This window comes from Lacinutrix iliipiscaria (assembly GCF_042686125.1).
GTDB classification, from domain to species: Bacteria; Bacteroidota; Bacteroidia; order Flavobacteriales; family Flavobacteriaceae; genus Oceanihabitans; species Oceanihabitans iliipiscarium.
In genome coordinates, this window is sequence record NZ_JBHUOV010000002.1 from 319660 (window position 1) to 344350 (window position 24691).

The window sequence follows — 24691 nt, forward strand, 5'->3', positions numbered from 1 at the left end:
TTAATAGTCTTAAAAAAATTTACCAATACACATATAAATCTAACACAGAAATTCTTCAAAATTATCTTAAAATCTAATCCTTAATAAACGATAAAATCCGTAATTTTGTGTTTGCAATTTTTACATAAAAAACAATGGATTACAGAATAGAAAAAGATACTATGGGACAAGTAAAAGTCCCTGCAGATAAACTTTGGGGAGCCCAAACAGAACGTTCTCGAAATAACTTTAAAATTGGAGCACCAGCATCTATGCCTTTAGAAATTGTTTATGGGTTTGCTTATCTTAAAAAGGCTGCAGCTTATACCAACTGTGAATTAGGCGTATTAGCTATTGAAAAACGCGATCTTATTGCTCAAGTCTGTGATGAAATTTTAACTGGAATGCATGATGATCAATTTCCATTAGTTATTTGGCAAACTGGTTCTGGTACTCAAAGCAATATGAATGTTAATGAAGTTATAGCAAATCGTGCTCATCAAATTGCTGGAAAAGTTATAGGTGAAGGCGAAAAAACGATACAGCCTAATGATGATGTTAACAAATCTCAGTCCTCAAATGATACTTTTCCTACTGGAATGCATATTGCTGCCTATAAAAAAATTATAGAAACTACAATTCCTGGTGTTGAGCAATTACGCGATACTTTGCAAAAAAAATCTAATGATTTTAAAAACGTTGTAAAAATTGGACGTACACATTTAATGGATGCGACTCCGCTTACTTTGGGGCAAGAGTTTTCTGGTTATGTCTCACAGCTTAATCATGGTTTAAAAGCTTTAACAAACACTTTAGATCATTTAAGTGAGCTTGCCCTTGGTGGTACAGCTGTTGGTACTGGATTAAATACTCCTACTGGATATTCAAAACGTGTTAGCGAATATATTGCAAAATTTACTGGACTACCTTTTATTTCTGCTCCAAATAAATTTGAAGCGCTTGCTGCACATGATGCTTTAGTAGAAACCCATGGAGCTTTAAAGCAGCTTGCAGTTTCTCTAAATAAAATTGCAAACGACATTCGTATGATGGCTTCTGGGCCACGTTCAGGTATTGGCGAGATTATTATTCCTGCAAACGAGCCAGGAAGTTCAATTATGCCTGGAAAAGTAAACCCTACTCAATGCGAAGCCTTAACCATGGTTTGTGCTCAAGTTATTGGAAATGATGTTGCTGTTTCTGTTGGTGGTACCCAAGGTCATTATGAGCTTAATGTCTTTAAACCTATGATGGCTGCTAACGTTTTACAATCTGCTCAACTTATTGGTGATGCCTGTAAAAGTTTTGATGAAAACTGCGCTACAGGTATTGAGCCAAATCACGCTGTTATTAAAGAATTATTGAATAACTCTTTAATGCTTGTTACTGCTCTAAATACAAAAATTGGTTACTATAAAGCTGCAGAAATTGCAAATACAGCACATAAAAATGGAACAACTTTAAAAGAAGAAGCTATTAATTTAGGATATGTTTCTGCAGATGACTACGATGCTTGGGTTAAACCTGAAGATATGGTTGGAAGTCTAAAGTAACGACAAAGTGTGTATTTTTACCGATAAATAACTCTTTTTTAAAATAAAACCTTATCTTTGATATACAAATCTATTTATATTATGAAACAAATTTTACTTACTAGTCTTTTTGTTCTAACGACTCTTACTTCAATACAAGCTCAAAGCTTTGTTAAATCTGTCATTGATGCCTCTACGAGTATAGAACCTTACACTATTGCTTCAGGGCATTTAAATGGTGATGCCTTTTTAGATATTGCCATTGGTACCGATACTGGAAGTGATGTTACTTGGTATAAAAATAATGGAGATGGTACTTTTATGGATATGGGAGCTTTATCTGCCATAGCACCTAATGACTTATCCTATGTTGAAGGAATAACCATCGCAGATCTTAATGCTGATGGAAATAATGACATTATTGCAACGAGTTATGTGAATAGCAACGTTGTTTGGTTTGAAAACAATGGCGATGAAACTTTTGAACCTGCTGTTGAAATCTCTGGAGCAATTCCTGGAGCAGGAATGGTCATGGCTGTGAATATCGATAATGATGTTAACAATTACTTAGATTTAGTTGTCTCTTCTTACGATGGAAATAAAGTTGTTTATTTTCTTGGTAATGGTGATGGCACCTTTGGTATTCTAAGAGACATTACTCCAGTAGTGGCTGGTAGTCAGCCAGGTGCTTTTGATATAGCTGATTATGACAGTGATGGCGATTTAGATGTTGTCGTGGCATTTACTGGTAATGGTAATGTTAGTGTATTTGATAACAAGTTAATTCCTGATGGTATTGATGGTAGTGGAAATGTTCCATTTACTGCTTATGATAATAATGTAAGTACTGGAAATGGATTTCTATGGACTGTTTCTTTCGCAGATATTAATGATGATTCTAGTTTAGATATTATTAAGTCTGATAATAGTCCAACTGCTGTCCCAAATATTGCTTGGTACGCTAAGGATAGTGCTGGTACAGCTACAACTTTTACTGAAACAACTGTTACAACCTCGATCTCAAGAACAGCAATGGCCTCAGTTGCCGATTTTAATAATGACACCTTTAATGATTTATTAGTCACTAATGGAAGAGCTACTGATGCTGACTTTATTTGGTTTACAAGTGATGCTGTTGGTGGATTGGCTAGTGAAATTATTATTGATGATACAAATTCTGCTGCTTTTGATATTGAGATTCAAGACTTTGATAACGATGGCGACTTAGACATCGCTGCAGTGAGTTACTTACAGGATGACTTAGCTTTATATTTAAATGATCATATTACTTTAAGTACAGAAGAAAACACATTAAATGAAATTACTATATATCCTAATCCTACAAAAAACAAACTAAACTTTAAAGGCAACTTTACTAACGATTTAAATATTTCTATTTATAATGTTTTAGGTAAACGCGTAATGAACAACACTATTCAACTTGGTCAAAACTTAGATGTATCCAAACTTAATAGTGGTATTTATATCATTAAATTTAAAGACTATAACACAACTTATAAATTCATTAAACAATAATTTGTTTTACTTTATAAAATTTAAAGCGTTGGCTAATTGCCAACGCTTTTTTATTTTCATAAATTTAGACTTTCAATTACAACTATGTCATTACTCATAATAAATATCAAAGAATTACTCCAAGTAAGAGATACAAATGTTTTAAAAATATCTGGATCTGAAATGAGAGTGCTTCCAACAATTAAAAACGCTTATCTTTTAATCGAAGATGATACCATTGTAGAATATGGCAACATGGAAGAACTAATCAATATAGAAGCCGATGAAGTTATAGATGCAACTGGTAAAATAGTACTTCCTACATGGTGCGACTCGCATACTCATATCGTATATGCAGGGCATAGAGAGCAAGAATTTGTTGATAGAATTAATGGCTTAAGCTATGAAGATATCGCTAAACGTGGTGGTGGAATTTTAAACTCAGCAGAAAAACTTCAGAACACAAGCGAAGAAGCCTTATACCAACAATCTATAAAACGAGTACGACAAGTCATGAAATTAGGTACTGGAGCTATAGAAATTAAATCAGGTTATGGCTTAACTGTTGATGCTGAACTCAAAATGCTTCGAGTAATTAAACGTATTAAAAGAGATTTTCCAATCAAAGTAAAAGCTACATTTTTGGGCGCTCATGCACTTCCAAAAACTTATAAAAAAGACAAAGAAGCATATTTAGATTTGATTATAAACGAGATGCTTCCGCAAATCGAAAAAGAAGCACTAGCTCATTATATTGATGTCTTTTGTGAAAAAGGCTATTTTGATTTAAAAGATACAGAGCGCATACTTTCAGCTGGAAAAAAATATGGTCTCATACCTAAAATTCACGTCAATCAATTTAACGCTTTTGGAGGTGTTGCTATAGGTGTTAAACACAACGCGCTTTCAGTAGATCATTTAGAAGAACTGAATAATGACGATATAAACGCTTTAAAAGGAAGCAACACAATGCCTGTTGCACTGCCATCATGTTCATATTTTTTAAGCATACCATACACGCCTGCTAGACAAATCATAGATGCTGGACTGCCATTGGCACTTGCATCAGATTATAACCCAGGGTCTACACCTAGTGGAAATATGAATTTTGTAGTAAGTACAGCTTGTATAAAAATGAAAATGACACCTGAAGAAGCAATTAATGCCGCAACAATAAATGGAGCTTATGCTATGGGCATATCTAATTCTTATGGTAGTATAACTAGAGGAAAAAAAGCCAACATTATTATTACTAAAGCAATTCCTAGCTATAATTTTTTACCCTATGCTTTTGGTGAAAACCATATAGACTCTGTACTTATAAATGGCATCCTCATTTAACTTTAGCTTAAAAGCATCTAAGCCTCTATCAAAGTTATGCCTAGAAAAAGGGTATAAAGATTTTGACGCCCTAAGTAATTATGTTCAATCGTTACCTTATGGAAGGAATACAGACCGAAGTGATTATCTCTTAATTTTAAAAGAAGAAAAAGGAACTTGCTCTACTAAGCATGCATTTCTAAAACAGGTCGCTATTGAAAATGATGCTTTACATATTCAGTTTTGTTTAGGCTTATATAAAATGTCTGAAAACAATACAAAAGGTATTGGAAACGTATTATCTAAATACAAACTAAGTTACATTCCTGAAGCACACACTTACTTAAAATTTAATGAGCTGATCTTAGACTTCACAAGAGCCGAAGTAAGCCACACCTCATTTTATAAGGACTTATTATTTGAAGAGCAAATCCTTCCAGAGCAAATTGGGAATTACAAAATAAATAAACATAAAAGCTTCTTAAAAAGTTGGATAAACTCAGAGAATGTTCCGCATTCAGTTGAAAGCATTTGGAAGATTAGAGAAGCTTGTATTGCTCAATTAAGTCAATAAAAAAAGCTCAAAACAAATAGTTTCGAGCTTTTTCATCTTAAACATAACGACCCATTACTTTAATGTAAATTCATCACTAGAAATTAAATCTCTATCATTAAACACATTAACAGTATAACGTCCTTTTTCAAATTTCTCTCCTCTAGCTGTTACAAATTCACAAACATCTAAAGAGTTGTTTTCGTAATTAAACTTACTTATAATACTATAGTTTAGAGTTTGATCACCAAACTGTATTTGTTCATTTACACCTAGTGTATTATTATTTGGATCAATAACTTGTATATATAATTCTTGGTCTCCTGCTTGTACTAAGCTATTTTTTGCCATTGTAAAACACACACGTATTTTATCTACTCTTCTAGCACGTTCTGTTGGTATTAATTTACCTGAAGTACGTTCTATTACACCATAACCTTTTAAGTTTACTGCACTAAGTACTGCTGCATTTTCTACGACTTCTGCTAAAGCAGTATTTTGTACTAAAAGTGAATCTGTAAACATCGATCGCTCTTCTAATCTTACTCTTGTACTATCTAAAGATGTTGCTAATAATTCATTTTCAACTTTAAGCCTATCATTTTCAACTAAAAGTACATCCATCTCTTTTTGTAATGCTACATACTTTTGTTTGTATCTCCATAAACTTCCAACATTAGCTTCAGAAACTTTTAATGAATCAATTAATCCTTGAATACGCTCTTTAGCTTCAATTAACTTCTCATTAGTTATGTCATTCTCATCAATTGCAAGATCATATTGCTTTGCCATATTACTTAAATCATTTAAAACGACTTGCTTTTCTTTAATAAGCTGATTTTCTGACTCCTTTTTTTCTTGATACAGTTGAGATGTATAAAATCCTGTTCCTAAAAATAAGGCTAACGCTATACCTAAAGCGACTTTTAATCCTATATTGCTTTTCTTACTTTCCATAATTACTTGTTTTAAAGGTTAAAATTTAGAGCGTAATTTTGATTCAAATATATTTATTTATTAATGGTTTAATTGCGATTAAGCTTAAAAAAAACGTAATTTTATTAACTTAATTATACAGACTTTTCAAAATGGACAAATTGGTTTTATTTAATGCTGAAAAACTAAAACGTTTAGTTAACAAACGACCAAAAGAGTCAAAATTTGGCGAACACATTACTGTATTAGCTTCTGTTTTCAATATATACGAGCAACTTAAAAATTTAGATGTCGAGCATGTAATAATTGGCTTGCCTGAAGATGTAGGAGTTTTCGCAAACTACGGGAAATCAGGAACTTCATCAGCTTATGAGGCTACCATTAAAATTTTGTTAAATATTCAAAGTAATGCATTTACCAACCCTAAAAAAGTACTTATTCTAGGGCATTTAAATTTTGAAGATGAATTAGAAAAACTTAAACTTTTAGACCAATCTAAAAAGAAAGATGTTGCTAAAGCCAGAAAAATGGTTAGTAAAATCGATAAACAAGTGGTGTCTATAATCCATGACATTGTTAAAGCAGGAAAGAAGCCTATTATTATAGGTGGAGGCCACAACAATGCTTATGGTAATATTAAAGGAGCTTCACTTGCACTAAACACCGCTATTAATGTTGTTAATTTTGATGCGCATACTGATTTTAGACCAGAAGAGGGACGACATAGTGGTAACGGATTTAGTTACGCTTTCGCGGAAGGTTTCCTGAAAAACTATTTCATTTTTGGTATACACGAAAACTACACATCACAAAATATTTTAAATACTATCAATAAGCTAAAAACCATTGATTACAATACTTTTGAAGCTATATCCATTAGAAAAACATTGAAATTCAAAACAGAAATGGATCGTGCTTTAAAACATATTTCCGACAAACCTTTTGGTATAGAAATAGATTGTGACGCCATTGAAAATATACCAAGTAGCGCCATGTCTCCTAGTGGTTTTAACGTTAATAAAGCTAGACGTTTTGTAGACCATTTTGCAAATCACAAAAATGCAACTTACTTACATATTTGTGAAGCTGCTCCATCTACAGAAACTGAAACACAAGTAGGTAAACTCATCACTTATTTAATTACTGATTTTATTAGAGCTCATGACCATTAATATTATTCCTTTTAAAACTCATTTCTCTAAAGACTTTTATACGCTTAATATTGAATGGCTAAAAACCCATTTTTATGTCGAACCGTTTGACGAAGAAGTGTTGAGTCAACCAGAAAAATATATTATTGAGAAAGGTGGCTATATCTTTTTTGCAATGCTGAACCATAATGTTGTTGGAACAGTAGCATTGATGCCAATTCAAGAATCAGGCACATTCGAGCTCACTAAAATGGCCGTTTCACCAGAACATCGTGGTCATAACATTGGACAGCAATTGATGCAATACTGCTTAGATTTTGCTAAAAATCAAAAATTTAAAAGACTACTTCTCTACTCTAGTCGTAAGCTCGAAAATGCAATTTATATTTATAGGAAATATGGTTTTATTGAAGTGCCTGTAGAAGAAAATTGCCCTTATGCACGCTGTGATATTAAAATGGAATTTCCTTTATAAAAAAAAGCACTTCCATTCAATGAGAAGTGCTTTTTACTAACTAAATGTAAAACTAACGGTTTAAGCAAGAACACTTATTCTTTCTTCATTTTTATTTTTTTTACTTTGAGTCTCAAATTGATTTGAAGTATTCTTCTCTCCTCCTGCTTTTAATGCTTTTTCTCCAGCAAAAAATGTTTTATGATCATCTCCTAAATCTGAGCCAGCCATTCTTTGATGTTTTACGCAAGACACATTTTTTCTAATTTCCTGCCTCTGCACTCTTTTCACATAAGCCAACATACCTTCAGTTCCAAAATAGCCTGCAGTTAAATCATTCATATGAAGCGCTGTGGTATGATACGTTGGCAGAGTAATTAAGTGATGAAAAATACCAGCTTCTCTTGCTCCATCAATCTGGAAGGTTCTAATTTTCTCATCAGCAAGCTTACATAATTCTGAATCATCATAAGAAGCATCCATTAAATTATTCTTATCATATTTAGAAACATCTTTTCCTAAAGCTAGCATATCGTCATAAGCTTGATTTCGGAAATTTAAAGTCCAATTAAAAGAAGGTGAGTTATTGTAAACCAATTTCGCATTTGGGACAACTTCTCTCACTCTATTTACCATATGTGCAATTTGCTTTATATTTGGTGTTGGTGTTTCAATCCATAAAAGGTCTGCACCATGTTGAAGGCTTGTAACACAATCTAATACTACTCTATCAATATTAGATCCTTCTTTAAACTTATAGAGTCCGTTTGCTAATCTTATAGGACGCACTAGTTGACCATCTCTTTTAAGTAGCACATCATCTTCTTTTGCGTCTTCAATAGCAATCTCTTCTGCTTCGATAAAGGCTAAATATTGTGAAGCTAAATCACCTGGTTTCTGGCTTACAGGAAGTTTTTGTGTTAATCCTGCGCCTTCAGAATCAGTTCGAGCGACAATTATTCCATCTTCAACACCTAATTCTAAAAAAGCATATCGAATAGCATTTAGTTTTGCTATAAAATCTTCATGAGGCACAGTTACTTTACCATCTTGATGACCACATTGTTTAGCATCAGACACTTGGTTCTCAATTTGAATAGCACAAGCTCCAGCTTCAATCATTCTCTTAGATAATAAATATGTCGCTTCTTCGTTTCCAAAACCTGCATCAATATCTGCAATAATAGGAACGACATGCGTTTCAAAGTTATCGATTAGAGATTGCACATTTTCACCATTTTCAAGTCTTTTAAATAAATCATTAAGAGCAATAGCATCTGCTTGTTTAAGAAAATCATAAATCTCTTGAATTAATGCAGGAACAGCCGTTTTTTCGTGCATAGACTGATCTGGTAGTGGTCCAAACTCTGAACGCAATGCCGCAACCATCCATCCAGATAGATATAAATATTTTTTATTTGTAGTGTTATGGTGTTTTTTAACAGCTATCATTTTTTGTTGCGCAACAAATCCATGCCAACAACCAAGTGATTGTGTGTAATTTTTTGTGTCTGCATCATACTCTGCCATATCTTTCCTCATAATGGCTGCTGTATATTGAGCAATATCTAATCCCGTTTTAAAACGATTTTGAGCAACCATTCTAGCTGCACTTTCTGGGTGTATACTATCCCAAGAGTTTCCATATTTTGTTTTAAGGTTGCGTACAGTTTCTAAAGCAGAACTATAATTACTTTGTGCTAAATTTTTCATAATTTTGTATTTGATTATTAAGGTTTTTCAAGATTTTGATAATTAGGTCTCGCAAACTATTGCAGTAGTTGCGAGACATTTTTTTATAGGTATTGATAAGCTGGAAGCGTTAAAAATTCTTCAAACTCTTTTTCTGTAACCAACTTTTCAAATAAAGAAATTGCTAGTTTAAATTTTGTGTTAGGTAGATTATCCTCGCCTACTTCAGCAATAATTTTTTCAATTTCATCATCAAAAATATCTTGAAATAGCTGCATGGTGAATAATCGTCCATCCTCCAACTTCACTTTATTCTTTAACCATTGCCATATTTGAGTGCGCGAAATTTCGGCAGTAGCCGCATCTTCCATTAAGTGATACAAAGCAACGGCTCCATAACCACGAAGCCAAGCTTCAATATATAAGATTCCAACATTAATATTTTTTCTAACACCACTTTCGGTAACAGTCCCAAGAGGTAAGGCCACCAAGTCTTTTTCAGTAATTGTTAAATCCTCTCTAGCAACATGCATTTGATTAGCAGTCTTCATATGCTTGTCAAATTCCTTCATTGCAACTTCAACTAAAGCAGGATGCGCCACCCAAGTTCCATCATGTCCATTTTTCACTTCGCGCTCTTTGTCTTTTCTAACTTTTTCTAAAGCGATTTTATTAGCTTGCACATCATTTTTAATAGGAATTTGCGCAGCCATTCCACCTATTGCAAGAATACCTCTCTTGTGACATCTTTGAATTACCAATTTAGAATACGCGTCCATAAAAGGCGTTGTCATGGTAACTTGATCTCTGTTTGGAACAATAAAATCTGGATGATTTCTAAACTTTTTAATGTAAGAGAAAATATAATCCCAACGACCACAATTAAGTCCAACAATATGATCTTTTAATTCATAAATAATTTCATCTAACTGAAAACTTGCCGTAATCGTTTCTATTAAAACTGTCGCTTTAAAAGTCCCTACAGGAACCTTTAAATAATCTTCGGCAAATTCAAAAACCTCATTCCACCAGCGAGCTTCAAGGTATTGTTCTAATTTTGGCAAATAGAAATAAGGAGCTGTTCCATTTTCAATCATGGTCTTTGTGTTATGAAAAACATATAAACCAAAATCTACTAAACTTCCAGAAGCTTCTTCATTAGCTACAAGAATATGTCTTTCGTTTAAATGCAACCCTCTTGGCCTTACTAATAACACAGCTGTTTTTTCATTCAATTGATAAGATTTTCCTCGCTTTACATCATGAAGAGCTATCGTTTTTTTATTAGCATCTTTAAGGTTCTGCTGTCCTTCAATAGAATTCTTCCAACTTGGTGCATTACTATCTTCTAAATCAGCCATAAACGTTTTTGCTCCAGAATTCAATGCATTAATAATCATCTTTCTATCTACAGGACCTGTAATTTCAACACGTCTATCCTGCAGGTCTTTGGGGATTGAATTAGCTGTCCATTCTCCTTGTCTAATTTCTTTTGTTTCTTGTGGAAACTTAGGAAACTCTCCAGCATCAAATAACTTTTGCTGTTCTTTTCTTCTAGACAATAAGAACAATCTTTTGCTATTAAATTTTTCATGTAGGACTTTAATAAATTTTAAAGCTTCATCTGTTAAAATTTCTGGGTAATAGTTTTTAACATCTTTAGAGAATTGAACTATTGGCATTTTTAATATTTGGTTTTCCATGATAAAAAATTTTATAACGCAATATTAAAACAAAGATTTAAAAAAACCAAGCGAACGTTCGCTAAATTTTTTAATTCGCAAAATGTTTGATATTCGCAAAATTGATTATATTTGTTTTATGGAAGAAGAATACATCAAGCTAATATTAGGATTAAAGTTAAAGCAGATAAGGACTGACAAGAATTTGTCACTATTTGGTTTATCTAAACTTTCAGGCTTATCAAAGTCCTATTTAAATGAAATTGAGAAAGGAAAAAAATATCCGAAACCTGACAAAATTGCTATCCTCGCGGAAAAATTAGACGTTCCATACGACCAAATGGTTTCCTTAAAACTAGATAAAAACTTAGCTCCAATAGGAGAAATACTAAAGTCAAAAATCTTAAAAGAGATTCCTCTGGAAATCTTTGGCATTAAAGAGAGCACACTCATAGAAATAGTAGCAAACGCTCCTACAAAAGTAAATGCCTTTATTAGTACTATTATAGAGATCGCACAACATTACAACTTTAGTCGCGAGAACTTCTATCTTGCTTCCGTTCGTTCTTTACAAGAAGCAAATAATAATTATTTTGAAGATTTAGAGAACAGTGTTTTAAAGTTTGCAAAAGCATATCAAATTGATTTAAATCAAACCATAACTTCTAAAGAATTGGAAGAAATATTAATTGAGGAATATGGCTACACCATTAATCAGAACGAATTAAACAAACATGAAAGTTTATCAGATTTACGCTCAATTTTTGTTCCAAAGAAAAAAACCTTATTGCTAGCAAATACCATTGACGAAGCTCAAAAAACTTTTATTTATGCTAAGGAATTAGCATATAATTACCTTGAATTAAAAGATCGCTTATTTACTTTTTCATGGATAAAATTCGATAATTTTGATCAAGTGCTGAATAATTTTTACGCCTCCTATTTTGCTGGAGCATTAATTTTACCAAGAACCACAATAAGCAATCAATTAAGTACTATTTTTGAAAAGGATAGGTTTGATGAGAAATTGTTTTTAAAGATGATGCACACTTTTAATGCTTCACCTGAATCTTTTTACCAACGAATAACTAATATTCTTCCAAAAGACTTTAATATTCATAATTTATTCTTTTTGCGATTTACACATGAAGCAAAAAGCAACAAGTTTCATCTTAAAAAAGAGCTGCATTTATCGCATCAACACTCACCTCATGCCAATGAAACTAATGAGTTTTATTGCAGGCGTTGGGCTTCGTTAGGCGTACTAAAAGATATTGAAAACAGCAACAAAACGCATGAATTTGCAATGCAAATTTCACATTATCCAGATGACAAAATGAAGTATTTAGTATTTTCTTCAGCAACAAAAGACCCTTTTAAAGACAACCATTACAGAAGTATAAGTATAGGATTACTAATTAACAAACAGCTAGAGCGAAAAGTAAACTTCTTAGAGGATACCTCAATAAAAACATTGGATGTTGGAGTAACATGTCAGCGTTGTGCCATAAAAGACTGTGAAGCAAGACAATCACCTCCTGTTTGGCTAAACAAAGCCATGGAAAACCAGAAAATTGAAACTGTAGTTACCGAATTACACAAGAAATTTAGTTAGAAACTTCTTTTTCTTCTTGTTTTGAAGCTTTAATAGAGTCTATTTGCCTCTGTAATTCTTCAATTTGCAATGTTGCTTTATCTGCAGCAGGAATGGCTTTTATTGAATCTAAAATTTGTTGAGCCATTTCTACAGTTTTAGCTTCACTTTCATAATAATACCCAATTCCTTCACTTGCACGCCAAGCTTCATTGAGTTGATCGTAAACCGATTTCTCCCACTGACTAGGATGCTTAGCATCAATCCAAACCACATCACGATACTCACTATCAATTAAGGCTAAATCTGGAGTTGCCGAACCATCAAATTGAGAATTAGCATCTTTAATTGCAGAAATGGTTCCGAGGAAAAACATACGTTTACGTCCTGCTATATTTTTTATATATGGTCTAAACTCAACAGGTTTATTTACAGACCAATCATATTCTTTTCGGGATTCGATCACTTTTAGTGGCATTGCAGACACACCAGCATACCCTTGTTTTTTGGTTGCATGATCATAATAGTACAACTTATCTGAACCATCTGCAGGAACGAATACACTAAATGTTAAGCTAGTACGTTCATCGCCAACTGGCTCTAATCCGAACCAATGATACAATCCGCTATAAGCACTTTCTTTAGTATCAGAAAAATCAAAATCGGTTACAAAAGGCTGCTGATTTTGGTCATCTGGTAAATCAGGAATCTTCACAGCTGTTTCCATATTCCAAGGTAAGGGATCATTAAATCCTCCAAGAAACTTAAGCGATTCCGCTTGTAATCTCGAAACTTTTTCTGACAAAGTATTTTGCCCTATTAAATAAGGATGATTTTTCATTTCTTCGGGAGAGATATATGTGCCTTTCCCAATTAAAATACGCTCAACATAATCGCTAAAAGTATGCTCTCCATTGTCTATAACCATAACACCTCCAAAGGTTGGATAAGGAAAGAAAAAACCTTTCCATTTAATTAAGCTCACAACTTCTACCCATTCACCTGAATCATTCTTCATGTAAAATGTATCGCTTGGTTCATAATTAAAGAGCATCCAAGCGTTAAAACGCTGCACTACTGCATTGTAAGTATTTCTACTAAACTTCAATGATTCACCAATAGAAAAAGTAACAGGAATACGATTTTCATTTGAAAAACGAGGAAAAGGCGTTGTACTTGATACTGAAAAAACTTCTTCAGTGTTATCACTTATACCTTGCCAAACATACTTTTCGGTAGGCTGAATTGCCATTGTCCATTTATTTAAACCATCTACACGAACTAAATGAGGAAGAGACACATCCTTTGTTTCTCCTACACTTTCATTGGCCATTGAAAAAATATTTCGAAGTGGCTGAATACGTTCGTTTTGAGTTAAAGGCAATTCATTAATTTCAATTTTATTCAAGTTATTAAAAACGTTATATGTCTTTATATAATCGTACATTTTAAAATGCCAACCTACACCATATAACACGCCGAAGAACAAAATCAGCAAAAACAAAATACCTATTCGTTTTCCTCCAGCTGCAGAACTTCTAAATTTTCGCAAGCCTAAAAACAAAACGATAAGACTTAATAAAATAATGAAAATATATTTTCTTAAAAATAGCAGAGCAGGTTGATAATCGTCTCTTAAAACAAATAATGCGACAAGCAATATAAGTGATGTTATAATCACAATTGCTTTTTGTTTTCCTCCTTTATTCCAGTAGTTTTTTATCATTCTTATTTTTTTCTGTCTGGTCGAGCGCAGTCGTGACCTAATTTATAACCTCTCGACTGCGCTCGAGAAGTCATTCACATGTAATACTAAATATACTACATTAACCCTTTATCTTTCAAGCGCTCTCTTGCGCTTTTAGCTTCCTCTTTAACCTCTTCTTTTGCATCGCTTACTTTATCTGATGTAGACTCAATAGCTTGCTCTCCTTTGTTCTTTATATCTTCAATAAAATCTTTTCCTTTCTCAATAGTGTCATGAAAAACATCTTCAATGGAATCGCTTTTTTCTTCAATAACATCTCCAGATTTAATTACAAAATTTGCGACATAAGTTCCGATTAATGTTCCAGCAATGACTGATGCAAAGGCAGAAACTCCGTTATAACTTGCAAATATTTTAAAAGGTGTTAAGAATTGTAGCACCATGGCAACAAGTAGTAAAAAACCTGTTACATAAACCAATCTAGGCAAAAAAGCTTGTCCGAAGACAAATCCTTTTTTATTATTGGGTTTCATTTGTAATTCTTTACTATTAACTATTTTGTTTATAAATCGGTACAACCCATTTCCATTAGATTCTCTCCAATAGATAAAAATACCAAAAAGTATTGCTGCTATAAATATGATAATTTCTAATCCCATTGTTTTTTGTTTTTACTATTTTTTAATCTAATGATGTCTAAATAGTTGTCTTACTAAGTTAGTCTAATTTCTTTATATATTGTTACTAATTGTTGCAATAACCCAATCTTTCATAGAATCATCCCAGGTTTTATATAAATTATAGAATTCCTCTTTATCATACCAATATAAAAATAAAACATCTTTTGGAGATACATTAACGAGGAGCTTCCACATTAAATCTTGATGTTTTACATCTAAAGAAGAATGTGGTTCATGTAAAGCATCGTAGAACTTCTGATCGACTAAATCATGTATTTTGAAGGCATTACTACGCTCTAAACGCTCTAAATAAATCTCGACACCATTTACACGCTTCAAGGCTTTTGCATCAATTGTATTAAGGTAACGTCTAAACAACACCTTATCATCTAGAATATCTTTAATTGGATGCTTTATATCTTTTAACTCTGTGGCTAGCATTATTTTTTTTACACGCTGATAATGTTTCGTTTTTACAACCTTTTCTAAATCACATTCAATAAGCAAATGATCTCGCAATTTATCCATGAGTTCAGGCTGTTCGATATGATAAATTAGCACGTCGTGAATCGTATCTTTTATAGCTTCTTTATACCATTCCTCGTCTTCAAAAACGACGATTTCCGAAATAAAATCGCGCAAGACATAAACACCACCTAAGGCTCTTGTATAAAAAGAGTTGGTTTTAAACTGAATGGTTGGTAACTCTAAATCACGATGACGTAAATCGCCATACGTTCTAGCGGAGTTTAATAGTTTTTGATGTAAATCTTCGTCAATAAAATTGTTCTCAGACTTAAAAGTTTCAATAAGTTGAAACTGTTCTTTCTGTACATGATACAGCTCATTAATTAAATGAAAATTAATAGAAACAACATCATATTTAAGCACATCTAAGGGTTCATAAAAAGCATCAATCTGCTGGTCAAAATCTAAACAAATAGCACAATCTCTAGTAATATCATTTATTTTTGATTCGTAAGTATTAAAAATGAACTTCATCATTTCACGATCAAAAGTATGGTAAGGAATATAAACAGGCTTTCCTTTTTGCAATGGTGTAATAATAATTCCATGCGGATTAGCATCGCCATGATTTAAATAGTGCATATTCCCTTTTTCTTCAGCAATTTCAGGACTCCAACCTATACCATCGATAGAAAAACTTTTAAGTTTAGTCGACTCAAACCCAAGCTTAATTAAACACTTATTATAGCGTTCTACCAACTTTCCGCTTACTGGAATAAGTTCACTTTGATATAAATTAGCTGCTTTAAGTTTTTGCATATTTTCTTTAAGCTAAAAGACAAAAGTTATAAAGAAAAAGTTAAATATTTCGCTCTATTTTCAAACTTTCACCTAGTGTTTTTACCTATTATTTGTTACTATTGAATTGTTCTCTAGCCTCTAAATCAATATTTAATTGATTGATTCTCGCATCGACTTTACGTTTAAAATCAGTATCAGCAATAGTAGCCACATTATCTAAATAACGCACCACTTCTTGTCGTCTTATTTCAGAAAAATCTAAACCTTTCATATTGGCACGCATTAATTCCTGAAGCATATTAAACTTAGTGTCATAATCTTTTTTGAAATAGATTTCTGGATTATCAAACCAATCTTCTTCTAAATCAAAATCGGTTAAACGAAGTGAAACTGCACTTTGAATATTACGAACATCTCGAGATGAAAAGAAAGGAAATATTTTTTGAATCTCTACATATAAGTTCGCATAAAACAAATGGTGATTCGTTTTAAAATGCTTTTCTACTTTATTATACGCTTCTAAAACACGTTCTTCTGTTGGTTTATTTGAAACATTTAAAATTTCACCCATATTTTTAGCTAAGCCTTGATCTTGAAGATAGCTATAGTTTTCGGGACCTTGCATATTAACAAAATCAGGCATTGTCGTGTCTAATTTTCTCCACCATAAATGATCTTGATCTAAAAAATCGTGCTCTGTTCGAGCACCATCAATTAAAAACCGTCCTTGTACTCTTGAAATGACCGCTTTGTCTAGCATTTCTGGTAGGTTAGTAAACAAACCTATTGAACTATTACCATAGTTTACGGCATAAGCGCCTTCAGTATAACGAAGAAACACACCAATAACCTCTTTTACACCTGCTGAAACTCCTTGAGCTGTACGTTCTTGCAAATTATTCTCTGCATCATCAATTGGTGCAAATATTAACTTAGAAGGATCCTGTAAAGGCTTCATCCACTCCACCATTTTTTCGGCAGAACCACCTTGAAATGTACTAATTAAAGTATCTGGCATAGGATGAAATAGAAATGGAATATCTAAATTATCGCAATGCATTTTTAAACGTGTTGCAATAGCGGCAATTAGCATACTTTTTCCTGTTCCAGGAATACCATAACCCATAAAAACTGGCATAAAACCACCTAATTCTTGAAAAGGGTTTTTCTTAGCTTCAAAGTCGTAACTCAACATGCGTTCGGTTAAACGACGTGCAAAATGCTTTGCATCTCTATTTCCTACAATTTGCTCGAATTCAATTTTATTAAATTCAACGCTTTTTGCCGTTCCTTGAAACACATTATCCCAACCAGAAATAGCAAAATCAGAGTTTTCTAGCTTATACGTTCTATCGACAATAGTTTCTGTATATTCTAAACTACTTTTACGCAATTGAATCTCATCAATAAGCGCTTCAAAATATACTACAGAAAAATCAATCACATCTTTATCAGATTTAATAATTTCTGGATGTCCTAAATACTTATCATAATAAAACAGACTACACGAAATTCCTTTTAAAGGCGACATTAATGAGACCTCAGGAATACCAGCAAACTTTTGTTTCATCACGCTTAAATCGTCTGAAGCATGCGGTTTTAAATCATGTAAAATCTTATATGCTGAAGCGAATAACATAAACGCAGTTGCCGTATGCATTTTACTTTCGTATTCCCGTTTTCCAGAACTATCTAAAACTGACTTATTTTCACTTAAACTTGACAAGCCAGAGGCATCATAATAACTATCTTTTATCCAAATACCAAGAGTTATCCCTTCTTGAACAGCATATAAAGTCTGATTTAAATGAATAGGAATAGCAACCGATTCTGGCAGCAAACGCTTTTTTAATGCGAGAATCGTTTTTGACACTGAAGTCACATTCACATTGCTTCCATTATTAGCTCTAGACAAATACAAAAGAATAGATTCGTCTTTATCATTGTTTTCTTTGTTCTTAGCACGTTGCCCTTGCTCCCATTGAACTGATTTTAAATACGATGTGGCTTCATCGCGAAGCATATCGAGTTCATTTTGTTTTATAGGAAAAGTTGAATTGTGTTCCATGTTTTTTGTGTTCAGTGGTCCTTTTGCATAAGCAGCCAGATTATATTATTTTACTTTTTGGTCTCTAGTGCAATCTGAAATTATACAGTTTAGCAGCTTCTTTGACTTCTTCAATTAAATTAGCATCATAACTAAATCCATGAAAAACCCATACGTCATTAGGTTTATAAAATTGAAAAGTAAATCTGAGAGGTTGTCTACCATACTTTACTAAATAGCTTTTTAATACATAACTATCAGATAGGTTTTTCTCTAAGATTAGCTCATAACCATAATATTTTCCAACGTAGTCTTCTTTAAGAGCTTCCATTTGATTTTTAAGCAATATCACATCATCGCTAGACTGACTTACCCAATCGTTCTTACTATAGAGATAATTTAATGCAGTTGTTGAACCTTCGGTTTTATATTTTTCAAAAAACTTTTCAACCATTTCTTCCGGAGAGGATTGTGCATAGAAACTACTAGATGAAATCACTATAAGAATTAATACAATAAAATTTTTCATAAGAATTAGTTTTTGATATTTAAATCTGCAATTTGAATTGGCGCTTTAGCGAGCTTATTCATAATTTCTGGGGTTTTGTTGTATAACAATTGTATTATTCTATGAGGTGCAAACACATATTTTTCTCTAAAAATATTGTCCCATTTTTGAAAGGTTTGCTTACTAAAAAAACCTCCTTCTTTAAATTCACTTTTAGAACTGACTTCATCAATTTTAAAAGAAATTGCATACGAATTTAAAGGAATTGTTTTATTGGCTACACCTTCTAGAATAGCATGTGTAACTTGGTTTTCATCTTTTGCAAACACATTATGTATTGGCCCTAAGTCGACACGTTTGATTTGCTTTGGATACACTTTAGGCAAACGTTTATCTATTGCATAAGCCATTGTATCTAGAGTCATTTCACGATCTGCAACAGATTTAAGTGTAGCGTAAATGTCTTCCTTTTCTTTTAAGGCGTCACTACCATCATAATCAAAATACATATAACAAATAAAAGGTCTATTGTGTGACACATCATAAAAACTCCAACTTACCAAATACGATCCAGAAGCACCTTCGTGAGCTTTAATAATTTTACCTTGTACAAATCGGTTGAAAATATATTCTTTTTTAGCTGATGTATAATAGACAATTGAAGCCGCTTGAAAAAGCTTACGCTTAGCAATAGGCTCTTTTTTTCTTAATAATGAATCAAGAAATTCTTCCTTTAAAACATCTACATTAGTGAGCTTTCCTAGATAATCTTCACGCAACTCTAAGTCATTAAAAAGGTAACGAAACTCAAGATAGTTAGGAAAACCAGAGTCTGTTAAATCGACTTTCATGTTTTCTTCTTCATCATACATGTATTTTACACGCATGGCTTCGATAGAATAGAGCAACAAATCGCAATATTGTTTAAACAAGAGGACTTCCTGTTCGTTGCAAATTTGGTTTTGTTGTACAGCTACTATGAGTTCTTTGAGTGCAAAATCTATCATTTTATGATAGAAAACGTATTGCTCTTTGGAATCGAGTACTGCTGAATCTAAAGGAGTTACTATCATTTTTAGGACACGAGTTTTCTAAAATTGTATTGCGTTAGCGATTGAACAATTGTTGGAGCTCTTTATTTTTTGTTAATGGGTTCTGTATTGAAATACGGAATGACCGAAAAATAAAAGCGACTTGAGAAAGCGCGACCAAGACGGTTTCATAAAAGACGTCTTGGTAACGCCCAAATTGTTTTAAGACAATAAATCATCGTCATTAGCTTCAGGTTTTGGCTCGCCTTCAGGCTCTCCTCCTCCATCAGTAGGCGCATTTGGATCAGCATTATAATACTCATCGAAAATGGCTTTCATATCGATGCCGTAACGCTCTGCAAAATTTTGCTGAATGGCAGCATCTTTGGTTCTAATTTCTTTTAAAGCCTCAGCATAGCTACCATAAACGCCTTGCATGACTTTTTCATGCACTGGAATATTATCCATCATTTCTTGGCGTGCTTTAGCACTTGCTGTATGCATTGCTGCTAGGGTTTCGCCAATATGCTCGTCGGTTTTCACACCTAAATGCTCTAAAATGGCTGCAAATTCCTGATCTGTTCTCGCTTTTAATGCCACGATATAGCCATCATAATATTTAAGACGCTCGTCTGTATCTGACTTTAATTTAGCACGATGTGTTTGTAAATTACTACGTAAAGATGTTAAGACCTTAATGGTCAAATTATGCTTATGCACAAAACTATCTTTAGAAGCCGCTAAAGTTGTATATGCATTTTTAAGGCCTTCGAGTTCTTCTACTTTTTGTTCTAATTGAGTGACTTTTGCTAAAGCATCTGAATACTCAGTAGATTGTTTGTCAGCAACCTCTTCTAAAGCCTGACGTGCTTGTTTTAATAAAGCGTATTGTTCTTCTAGTTGTGTTTCGACTTCTTTTTTCTTTTGAAGCGCCTTTGTGTGATTATTGCTGGCTTCTACAATTGCCGTTTTTAGGCTTTCTTCAACTTCTTTAATTTCTAGCTCTCTATCCTTTAAACGTTTAACAGCAGCTTGGCTTTTAAAAGACAGCTCATTTAATAAGGTTTGAACATCTGCACTTTCGATACGTTGTTGAAATAAAGCTTTAGCTTTATTATCTGCCGCATTTCGCTCTTGCTGAGCATTTTTTAGTTCCTCCTCTGCATTTCTTATTTTACTTTTTCTTCCCCAAAGGTTATTCCACCATGTATCTGGTTTACTGTTAGCATCTTCAAGTTCAACTTTAGCACGTTCTAAACGTTTTATAGCATCATCGATGACTTTTTGCTCTTCGGCATTTAAAGCAGAAAAGCCTTCGAACATAATACCGACTTCATCTTGGTAGTCTGTTAGATCTTTTATCGCATCTAGAAGTGTTGTTCTGTCTTTTTCTGCCATATCGACAACATTATCTAATGTGGCGTTTAATATTTTCTGGCGACTTTCAGGATCATCTTCTTGAGCCAGTTTCGACTTCATTTGGTCTATGGCTTTTCCCCAATTAACATCTACCTTTTCCGTTTTTTCTTCGGAATTTGTTTCTAATAAATCAAAATCATCAGACATATTCTATATTGTATTTAAGTTGAACAATTTTTTGGTTAAGCAATTTCGATAAAAAATATCGTTTTTGAAATATAAATACCTAAAATATTGGTAGCAAATACATATATTTTGTTACAAAGTTTAATTTCTTAGAAGAAGTGACTATCTTTAAATACTAAATTCATTCATCATGAAAAAAATAATATACCAATGTTTTATAATTAGTTTAATACTAGTGTCTTGTAAAAATGAAAAACAAGCAACAACTGAAGACACTCCAACTACAGCTCCAATTGTAAAAAATAATAAGGTCAATATATTACCTATTTCTCATGGCTCTTTGGTTTTAGAATATGAAAATGTTGTGCTTTATGTTGATCCTGTTGGAGGAACAGAATTATATAAAAACATGAAAAAACCATCATTGATTTTAATTACTGATATTCATGCAGACCACCTAAATACAGAAACACTACAAGCAGTTATAGCGCCTAATTCAAAAATTATTGCACCATTAGCTGTTGCGGAAAAATTACCTGAAGCATTAAAAACCGATCTTTCAGTAATGTCTAATTTTCAAAGTATTGATTTGAATATTGGAACCACTAAGATTGGCATTGAAGCCATACCAATGTATAACTTACGTGAAGAAGCCTTACAATACCACACAAAAGACAGAGGTAATGGTTATGTGGTTACTCTTGGAAGCGACCGTATATACATCTCTGGAGACACAGAAGATATTCCTGAAATGAGAGCTCTAAAAAATATCGATATTGCCTTCGTGTGTATGAATTTACCTTGGACTATGCCTGTAGAAAGTGCCGCAGATGCTGTTCTAGAATTTAAGCCGAAAAAAGTGTTTCCTTATCATTATAGAGGTACTGAAGGCTTAAGTGATGTCACCTTATTTAAAACTTTAGTGAATTCACAAAATAAAGACATTGAAGTCATTCAATTAGATTGGTATTGAATGCTATAAAATTTTCACTACTAGCACTTTACTTCAAAAATTTATTATATATTTGAAAACAAATAACCCAAATTATTTAGCCTACGACACTATTTATGCGTACCCTATATACATACAAAACTATTGCCTTATTAGAACAGATTAACGTTGTTTGGATATTAGGCATATGCTCCTTTTTCTTTTTAATACTATTAATTCTAGGTATAAGGAAGTCTTATAAATTAAAAGCTGAAAACGATAAATTAATAAAGGCTTCTGATGAATTAATAAAAGAAGAAGAAAAAGAATATACCGATTTCACCGAAGGTCATATGTACCAAAGAAAAAAAGAACCTAGTGATGATTGAAATTATTTTCATTATCCTTTTTATGCTTCTTGTTCTTATACTAGCCATACAAGCAAAAAAACTTCTTTACGCTAACGAGTATACTCAGTCTATTGAAACTGAGATAAATACCTTTGACAAAAATTTTAAAGCAATAAAAGAACTCGATGTAGTCTCTGATTTTAAATTAGACTCAGGCAACTTATACGAATAAAAAAGCCAGCAATAGCTGGCTTTTTTATTATCGAATTAACTTCTTGTATTTTATTCGTTTAGGAATTAAATCGCCTCCAAGACGTTTCTTTTTATTTTCTTCATAATCACTAAAACTCCCTTCAAAGAAATAGACTTGACTGTCGCCTTCAAATGCCAAAATATGTGTGCATATTCTATCTAAAAACCATCTATCATGCGAAATGACTACAGCACAGCCAGCAAAATTCTCAAGCCCTTCCTCTAAAGCTCTTAATGTGTTGACATCTAAATCATTAGTAGGCTCATCTAAAAGCAATACATTACCTTCTTCTTTGAGCGTCATTGCTAAATGTAAACGGTTTCTTTCACCACCAGAAAGCAGTTTAACTTTTTTGTTTTGTTCTCCTCCTGAAAAATTAAATCGGCTTAAATAAGCTCTAGAATTTACTTCTTTTCCTCCCATTAAAATGAGCTCTTGCTCATCACTAAAGTTTTGCCATATTGTTTTTTCGGGATCTATATTAGAATGTTTTTGATCGACATAAGCAAGCTTCGCTGTATCACCAACCTTGAACTCGCCCTTATCAGGCGTTTCTTCTCCCATTATCATTCTAAAAATTGTGGTCTTTCCTGCTCCATTAGGACCAATAACACCAACAATTCCAGCTTGAGGTAAATTAAAATTTAAGTCTTCGTATAATAATTTATCATCATAGCCTTTACTCACTCCAACAGCTTCAATCACATTAGTTCCTAAGCGCGGACCATTAGGAATATAAATTTCTAATTTTTCATCTAATTGTTTTTGATCTTGGCTCATAAGTTTATCGTAACTCTTCAAACGCGCTTTTTGTTTGGTTTGACGGCCTTTTGCGCCTTGACGCACCCATTCTAGCTCACGCTCCAAAGTTTTTTGACGTTTAGAAGCTGTTTTACTTTCTTGAGCCATACGCTTAGATTTCTGATCTAACCAAGAAGAATAGTTGCCTTTCCATGGGATACCTTCGCCTCTATCTAATTCTAAAATCCAGCCAGCAACATTATCTAAAAAGTATCTATCATGTGTTACTGCGATTACGGTACCCTTATATTGTGCTAAATGATGCTCTAACCAGTGTACAGATTCTGCATCTAAATGGTTAGTTGGTTCATCCAGTAATAAGACATCTGGCTCTTGTAAAAGTAAACGACATAATGCCACACGGCGGCGCTCTCCACCAGAAAGTATACTTATTTTTTTATCACCATCAGGAGTACGTAAGGCATCCATAGCAATTTCTAATTTTGTATCGAGTTCCCAAGCATTTGCTGCATCAATTTGATCTTGGAGCTCGGCTTGGCGATTCATGAGCTTTTCCATCTTATCTGGATTACTATAAACCTCTTCTAAACCAAACTGATCATTAATACTGTTATATTCATCAAGAATAGCTACCGTTTCAGCAGCACCTTCTCTAACAATTTCCATAACTGTTTTATCTTCATCTAGCTGCGGTTCTTGTTCTAAATAACCAACGGAATAGTCTTGAGAAAAGACAACATCTCCTTGATAATTATTATCGACTCCTGCAATAATCTTTAATAGTGTTGATTTACCAGAACCATTTAGACCTAAGATTCCTATTTTAGCGCCATAAAAAAAGCTTAAATAAATATTTTTTAAAACTGGAGTATTTGCACCAGGAAATGTCTTGGTTAGACCAGACATTGAGAAAATTATTTTTTTATCATCACTCATTACATTCTTCCTTTTAAAGCGTTAAACACCCAAGCAATACAAAAGAAGCCAAAGCCTACTGCTGCAAATCCCCATCCTGCTACTTCATCATACCTAAACGCACCAAGTGCCATAAGTCCTAATCCGACGAGAATCATAATCCATGTTGCCCATGCTAATACTGTATTTTTATTCATTGCCATAATCTAATTTGTAATTTTAGTTAGTTAAGACAAATATCGGTTTTTTGCATAAAAAAAGCATCTTAATTCAGATGCTTTTTA

At 33.0% G+C, this 24691-nt stretch carries 21 protein-coding genes; 9 read left to right on the top strand and 12 right to left on the bottom strand.

The features are described 5' to 3' along the window. Positions 1-134: 134 nt before the first annotated feature. From fumC to ACFS5M_RS08565, 4 genes are all read left to right on the top strand, one after another. The gene (gene fumC, locus ACFS5M_RS08550) at positions 135-1532 is read left to right on the top strand and encodes a class II fumarate hydratase (protein WP_183487882.1); all 1398 of its coding nucleotides are present in this window, start codon (positions 135-137) and stop codon (positions 1530-1532) included. A gap of 81 nt (positions 1533-1613) precedes the next feature. Next, a complete protein-coding gene (locus ACFS5M_RS08555) occupies positions 1614-3047 on the top strand; it encodes a T9SS type A sorting domain-containing protein (RefSeq protein ID WP_183487884.1) in 1434 nt (477 codons plus the stop codon). A gap of 84 nt (positions 3048-3131) precedes the next feature. Then, complete coding sequence (gene hutI, locus ACFS5M_RS08560) at positions 3132-4367, top strand: imidazolonepropionase (RefSeq protein WP_183487886.1); 1236 nt, start codon at positions 3132-3134, stop codon at positions 4365-4367. Continuing rightward, entirely contained in the window at positions 4351-4920 is a 570-nt protein-coding gene (locus ACFS5M_RS08565; RefSeq protein ID WP_183487888.1) for a hypothetical protein, read from the top strand. The genes hutI and ACFS5M_RS08565 overlap by 17 nt, the downstream gene beginning before the upstream one ends. Before the next feature lie 54 nt (positions 4921-4974). Here ACFS5M_RS08565 and ACFS5M_RS08570 read toward each other — a convergent pair whose 3' ends face one another. After that, the gene (locus ACFS5M_RS08570) at positions 4975-5856 is read right to left on the bottom strand and encodes a chromosome partitioning protein ParA (protein ID WP_183487890.1); all 882 of its coding nucleotides are present in this window, start codon (positions 5854-5856) and stop codon (positions 4975-4977) included. A 131-nt stretch (positions 5857-5987) separates the two neighbouring features. Here ACFS5M_RS08570 and ACFS5M_RS08575 point away from each other — a divergent pair, with 131 nt between their 5' ends. Further along, positions 5988-7007 carry a formimidoylglutamase gene (locus ACFS5M_RS08575; RefSeq protein WP_183487892.1) on the top strand — a complete coding sequence of 340 codons (1020 nt, stop codon included), beginning with the start codon at positions 5988-5990 and terminating at the stop codon, positions 7005-7007. Then, positions 6997-7461, top strand: a complete 465-nt coding sequence (locus tag ACFS5M_RS08580) for a GNAT family N-acetyltransferase (protein ID WP_183487893.1) — start codon at positions 6997-6999, stop codon at positions 7459-7461. The genes ACFS5M_RS08575 and ACFS5M_RS08580 overlap by 11 nt, the downstream gene beginning before the upstream one ends. A 60-nt stretch (positions 7462-7521) precedes the next feature. Here the strand turns inward: ACFS5M_RS08580 and ACFS5M_RS08585 are convergent, their stop codons facing one another. Together ACFS5M_RS08585 and aceB are read right to left on the bottom strand one after the other, a co-directional pair. Then, positions 7522-9153: an isocitrate lyase gene (locus ACFS5M_RS08585; RefSeq protein ID WP_183487894.1), complete on the bottom strand. Its 1632-nt coding sequence runs from the start codon at positions 9151-9153 to the stop codon at positions 7522-7524. Positions 9154-9236: 83 nt separating this feature from the next. Next, positions 9237-10835 (bottom strand): malate synthase A, encoded by a 1599-nt coding sequence (gene aceB / locus ACFS5M_RS08590; RefSeq protein ID WP_183487895.1) that lies wholly within the window; start codon positions 10833-10835, stop codon positions 9237-9239. Positions 10836-10953: 118 nt separating this feature from the next. On the opposite strand from aceB, the gene ACFS5M_RS08595 reads away from it, so the two are divergent. Further along, entirely contained in the window at positions 10954-12429 is a 1476-nt protein-coding gene (locus ACFS5M_RS08595; RefSeq protein ID WP_183487896.1) for a helix-turn-helix domain-containing protein, read from the top strand. Here ACFS5M_RS08595 and ACFS5M_RS08600 read toward each other — a convergent pair. The 7 genes from ACFS5M_RS08600 to ACFS5M_RS08630 all read right to left on the bottom strand — a co-directional run bounded on the left by ACFS5M_RS08600 (position 12422) and on the right by ACFS5M_RS08630 (position 21217). Then, complete coding sequence (locus ACFS5M_RS08600) at positions 12422-14134, bottom strand: hypothetical protein (RefSeq protein WP_183487897.1); 1713 nt, start codon at positions 14132-14134, stop codon at positions 12422-12424. The genes ACFS5M_RS08595 and ACFS5M_RS08600 overlap by 8 nt on opposite strands. Positions 14135-14229: 95 nt before the next feature. After that, on the bottom strand, positions 14230-14775 hold the full coding sequence (locus tag ACFS5M_RS08605) for a YtxH domain-containing protein (RefSeq protein ID WP_183487898.1): 546 nt from the start codon (positions 14773-14775) through the stop codon (positions 14230-14232). 72 nt (positions 14776-14847) lie between these two features. Then, positions 14848-16083: a DUF6638 family protein gene (locus ACFS5M_RS08610; protein WP_183487900.1), complete on the bottom strand. Its 1236-nt coding sequence runs from the start codon at positions 16081-16083 to the stop codon at positions 14848-14850. 88 nt (positions 16084-16171) lie between these two features. Further along, entirely contained in the window at positions 16172-18133 is a 1962-nt protein-coding gene (locus tag ACFS5M_RS08615; RefSeq protein WP_183487902.1) for an AAA family ATPase, read from the bottom strand. Between the two features lie 64 nt (positions 18134-18197). Continuing rightward, positions 18198-18641 carry a hypothetical protein gene (locus tag ACFS5M_RS08620; protein WP_221267574.1) on the bottom strand — a complete coding sequence of 148 codons (444 nt, stop codon included), beginning with the start codon at positions 18639-18641 and terminating at the stop codon, positions 18198-18200. A 5-nt stretch (positions 18642-18646) separates the two neighbouring features. Next, positions 18647-19693, bottom strand: a complete 1047-nt coding sequence (locus ACFS5M_RS08625) for a hypothetical protein (RefSeq protein WP_183487903.1) — start codon at positions 19691-19693, stop codon at positions 18647-18649. Between the two features lie 180 nt (positions 19694-19873). Next, the gene (locus ACFS5M_RS08630) at positions 19874-21217 is read right to left on the bottom strand and encodes a microtubule-binding protein (RefSeq protein WP_183487905.1); all 1344 of its coding nucleotides are present in this window, start codon (positions 21215-21217) and stop codon (positions 19874-19876) included. A gap of 169 nt (positions 21218-21386) precedes the next feature. Here ACFS5M_RS08630 and ACFS5M_RS08635 point away from each other — a divergent pair, with 169 nt between their 5' ends. Together ACFS5M_RS08635 and ACFS5M_RS08640 are read left to right on the top strand one after the other, a co-directional pair. After that, complete coding sequence (locus ACFS5M_RS08635; protein ID WP_183487907.1) at positions 21387-22169, top strand: MBL fold metallo-hydrolase; 783 nt, start codon at positions 21387-21389, stop codon at positions 22167-22169. Positions 22170-22264: 95 nt separating this feature from the next. Beyond that, positions 22265-22516, top strand: coding sequence for a hypothetical protein (locus ACFS5M_RS08640; protein ID WP_183487909.1), 252 nt, complete (start codon positions 22265-22267; stop codon positions 22514-22516). A 220-nt stretch (positions 22517-22736) separates the two neighbouring features. Here ACFS5M_RS08640 and ettA read toward each other — a convergent pair whose 3' ends face one another. Both ettA and ACFS5M_RS08650 read right to left on the bottom strand, forming a co-directional pair. Next, the gene (gene ettA / locus ACFS5M_RS08645) at positions 22737-24428 is read right to left on the bottom strand and encodes an energy-dependent translational throttle protein EttA (protein WP_183487911.1); all 1692 of its coding nucleotides are present in this window, start codon (positions 24426-24428) and stop codon (positions 22737-22739) included. After that, positions 24428-24610 (bottom strand): CAL67264 family membrane protein, encoded by a 183-nt coding sequence (locus tag ACFS5M_RS08650; RefSeq protein ID WP_183487913.1) that lies wholly within the window; start codon positions 24608-24610, stop codon positions 24428-24430. The genes ettA and ACFS5M_RS08650 overlap by 1 nt, the downstream gene beginning before the upstream one ends. Positions 24611-24691 lie beyond the last annotated feature (81 nt).

Excerpts from the sequence above, each read along its gene's own strand:
- ACFS5M_RS08600 (WP_183487897.1), bottom strand. The coding sequence starts at position 14,134 with ATGATAAAAAACTACTGGAATAAAGGAGGAAAACAAAAAGCAATTGTG.
- ACFS5M_RS08630 (WP_183487905.1), bottom strand. The coding sequence starts at position 21,217 with ATGTCTGATGATTTTGATTTATTAGAAACAAATTCCGAAGAAAAAACG.
- ACFS5M_RS08575 (WP_183487892.1), top strand. The coding sequence starts at position 5,988 with ATGGACAAATTGGTTTTATTTAATGCTGAAAAACTAAAACGTTTAGTT.
- ACFS5M_RS08635 (WP_183487907.1), top strand. The coding sequence starts at position 21,387 with ATGAAAAAAATAATATACCAATGTTTTATAATTAGTTTAATACTAGTG.
- fumC (WP_183487882.1), top strand. The coding sequence starts at position 135 with ATGGATTACAGAATAGAAAAAGATACTATGGGACAAGTAAAAGTCCCT.
- ACFS5M_RS08605 (WP_183487898.1), bottom strand. The coding sequence starts at position 14,775 with ATGGGATTAGAAATTATCATATTTATAGCAGCAATACTTTTTGGTATT.
- ACFS5M_RS08650 (WP_183487913.1), bottom strand. The coding sequence starts at position 24,610 with ATGGCAATGAATAAAAATACAGTATTAGCATGGGCAACATGGATTATG.
- ACFS5M_RS08640 (WP_183487909.1), top strand. The coding sequence starts at position 22,265 with ATGCGTACCCTATATACATACAAAACTATTGCCTTATTAGAACAGATT.
- ACFS5M_RS08620 (WP_221267574.1), bottom strand. The coding sequence starts at position 18,641 with ATGAAAAATTTTATTGTATTAATTCTTATAGTGATTTCATCTAGTAGT.
- ACFS5M_RS08565 (WP_183487888.1), top strand. The coding sequence starts at position 4,351 with ATGGCATCCTCATTTAACTTTAGCTTAAAAGCATCTAAGCCTCTATCA.
- aceB (WP_183487895.1), bottom strand. The coding sequence starts at position 10,835 with ATGGAAAACCAAATATTAAAAATGCCAATAGTTCAATTCTCTAAAGAT.
- ACFS5M_RS08580 (WP_183487893.1), top strand. The coding sequence starts at position 6,997 with ATGACCATTAATATTATTCCTTTTAAAACTCATTTCTCTAAAGACTTT.
- ACFS5M_RS08595 (WP_183487896.1), top strand. The coding sequence starts at position 10,954 with ATGGAAGAAGAATACATCAAGCTAATATTAGGATTAAAGTTAAAGCAG.
- ACFS5M_RS08570 (WP_183487890.1), bottom strand. The coding sequence starts at position 5,856 with ATGGAAAGTAAGAAAAGCAATATAGGATTAAAAGTCGCTTTAGGTATA.
- ACFS5M_RS08625 (WP_183487903.1), bottom strand. The coding sequence starts at position 19,693 with ATGATAGTAACTCCTTTAGATTCAGCAGTACTCGATTCCAAAGAGCAA.
- ACFS5M_RS08585 (WP_183487894.1), bottom strand. The coding sequence starts at position 9,153 with ATGAAAAATTTAGCACAAAGTAATTATAGTTCTGCTTTAGAAACTGTA.
- ACFS5M_RS08615 (WP_183487902.1), bottom strand. The coding sequence starts at position 18,133 with ATGGAACACAATTCAACTTTTCCTATAAAACAAAATGAACTCGATATG.
- ACFS5M_RS08555 (WP_183487884.1), top strand. The coding sequence starts at position 1,614 with ATGAAACAAATTTTACTTACTAGTCTTTTTGTTCTAACGACTCTTACT.
- ACFS5M_RS08610 (WP_183487900.1), bottom strand. The coding sequence starts at position 16,083 with ATGCAAAAACTTAAAGCAGCTAATTTATATCAAAGTGAACTTATTCCA.
- hutI (WP_183487886.1), top strand. The coding sequence starts at position 3,132 with ATGTCATTACTCATAATAAATATCAAAGAATTACTCCAAGTAAGAGAT.
- ettA (WP_183487911.1), bottom strand. The coding sequence starts at position 24,428 with ATGAGTGATGATAAAAAAATAATTTTCTCAATGTCTGGTCTAACCAAG.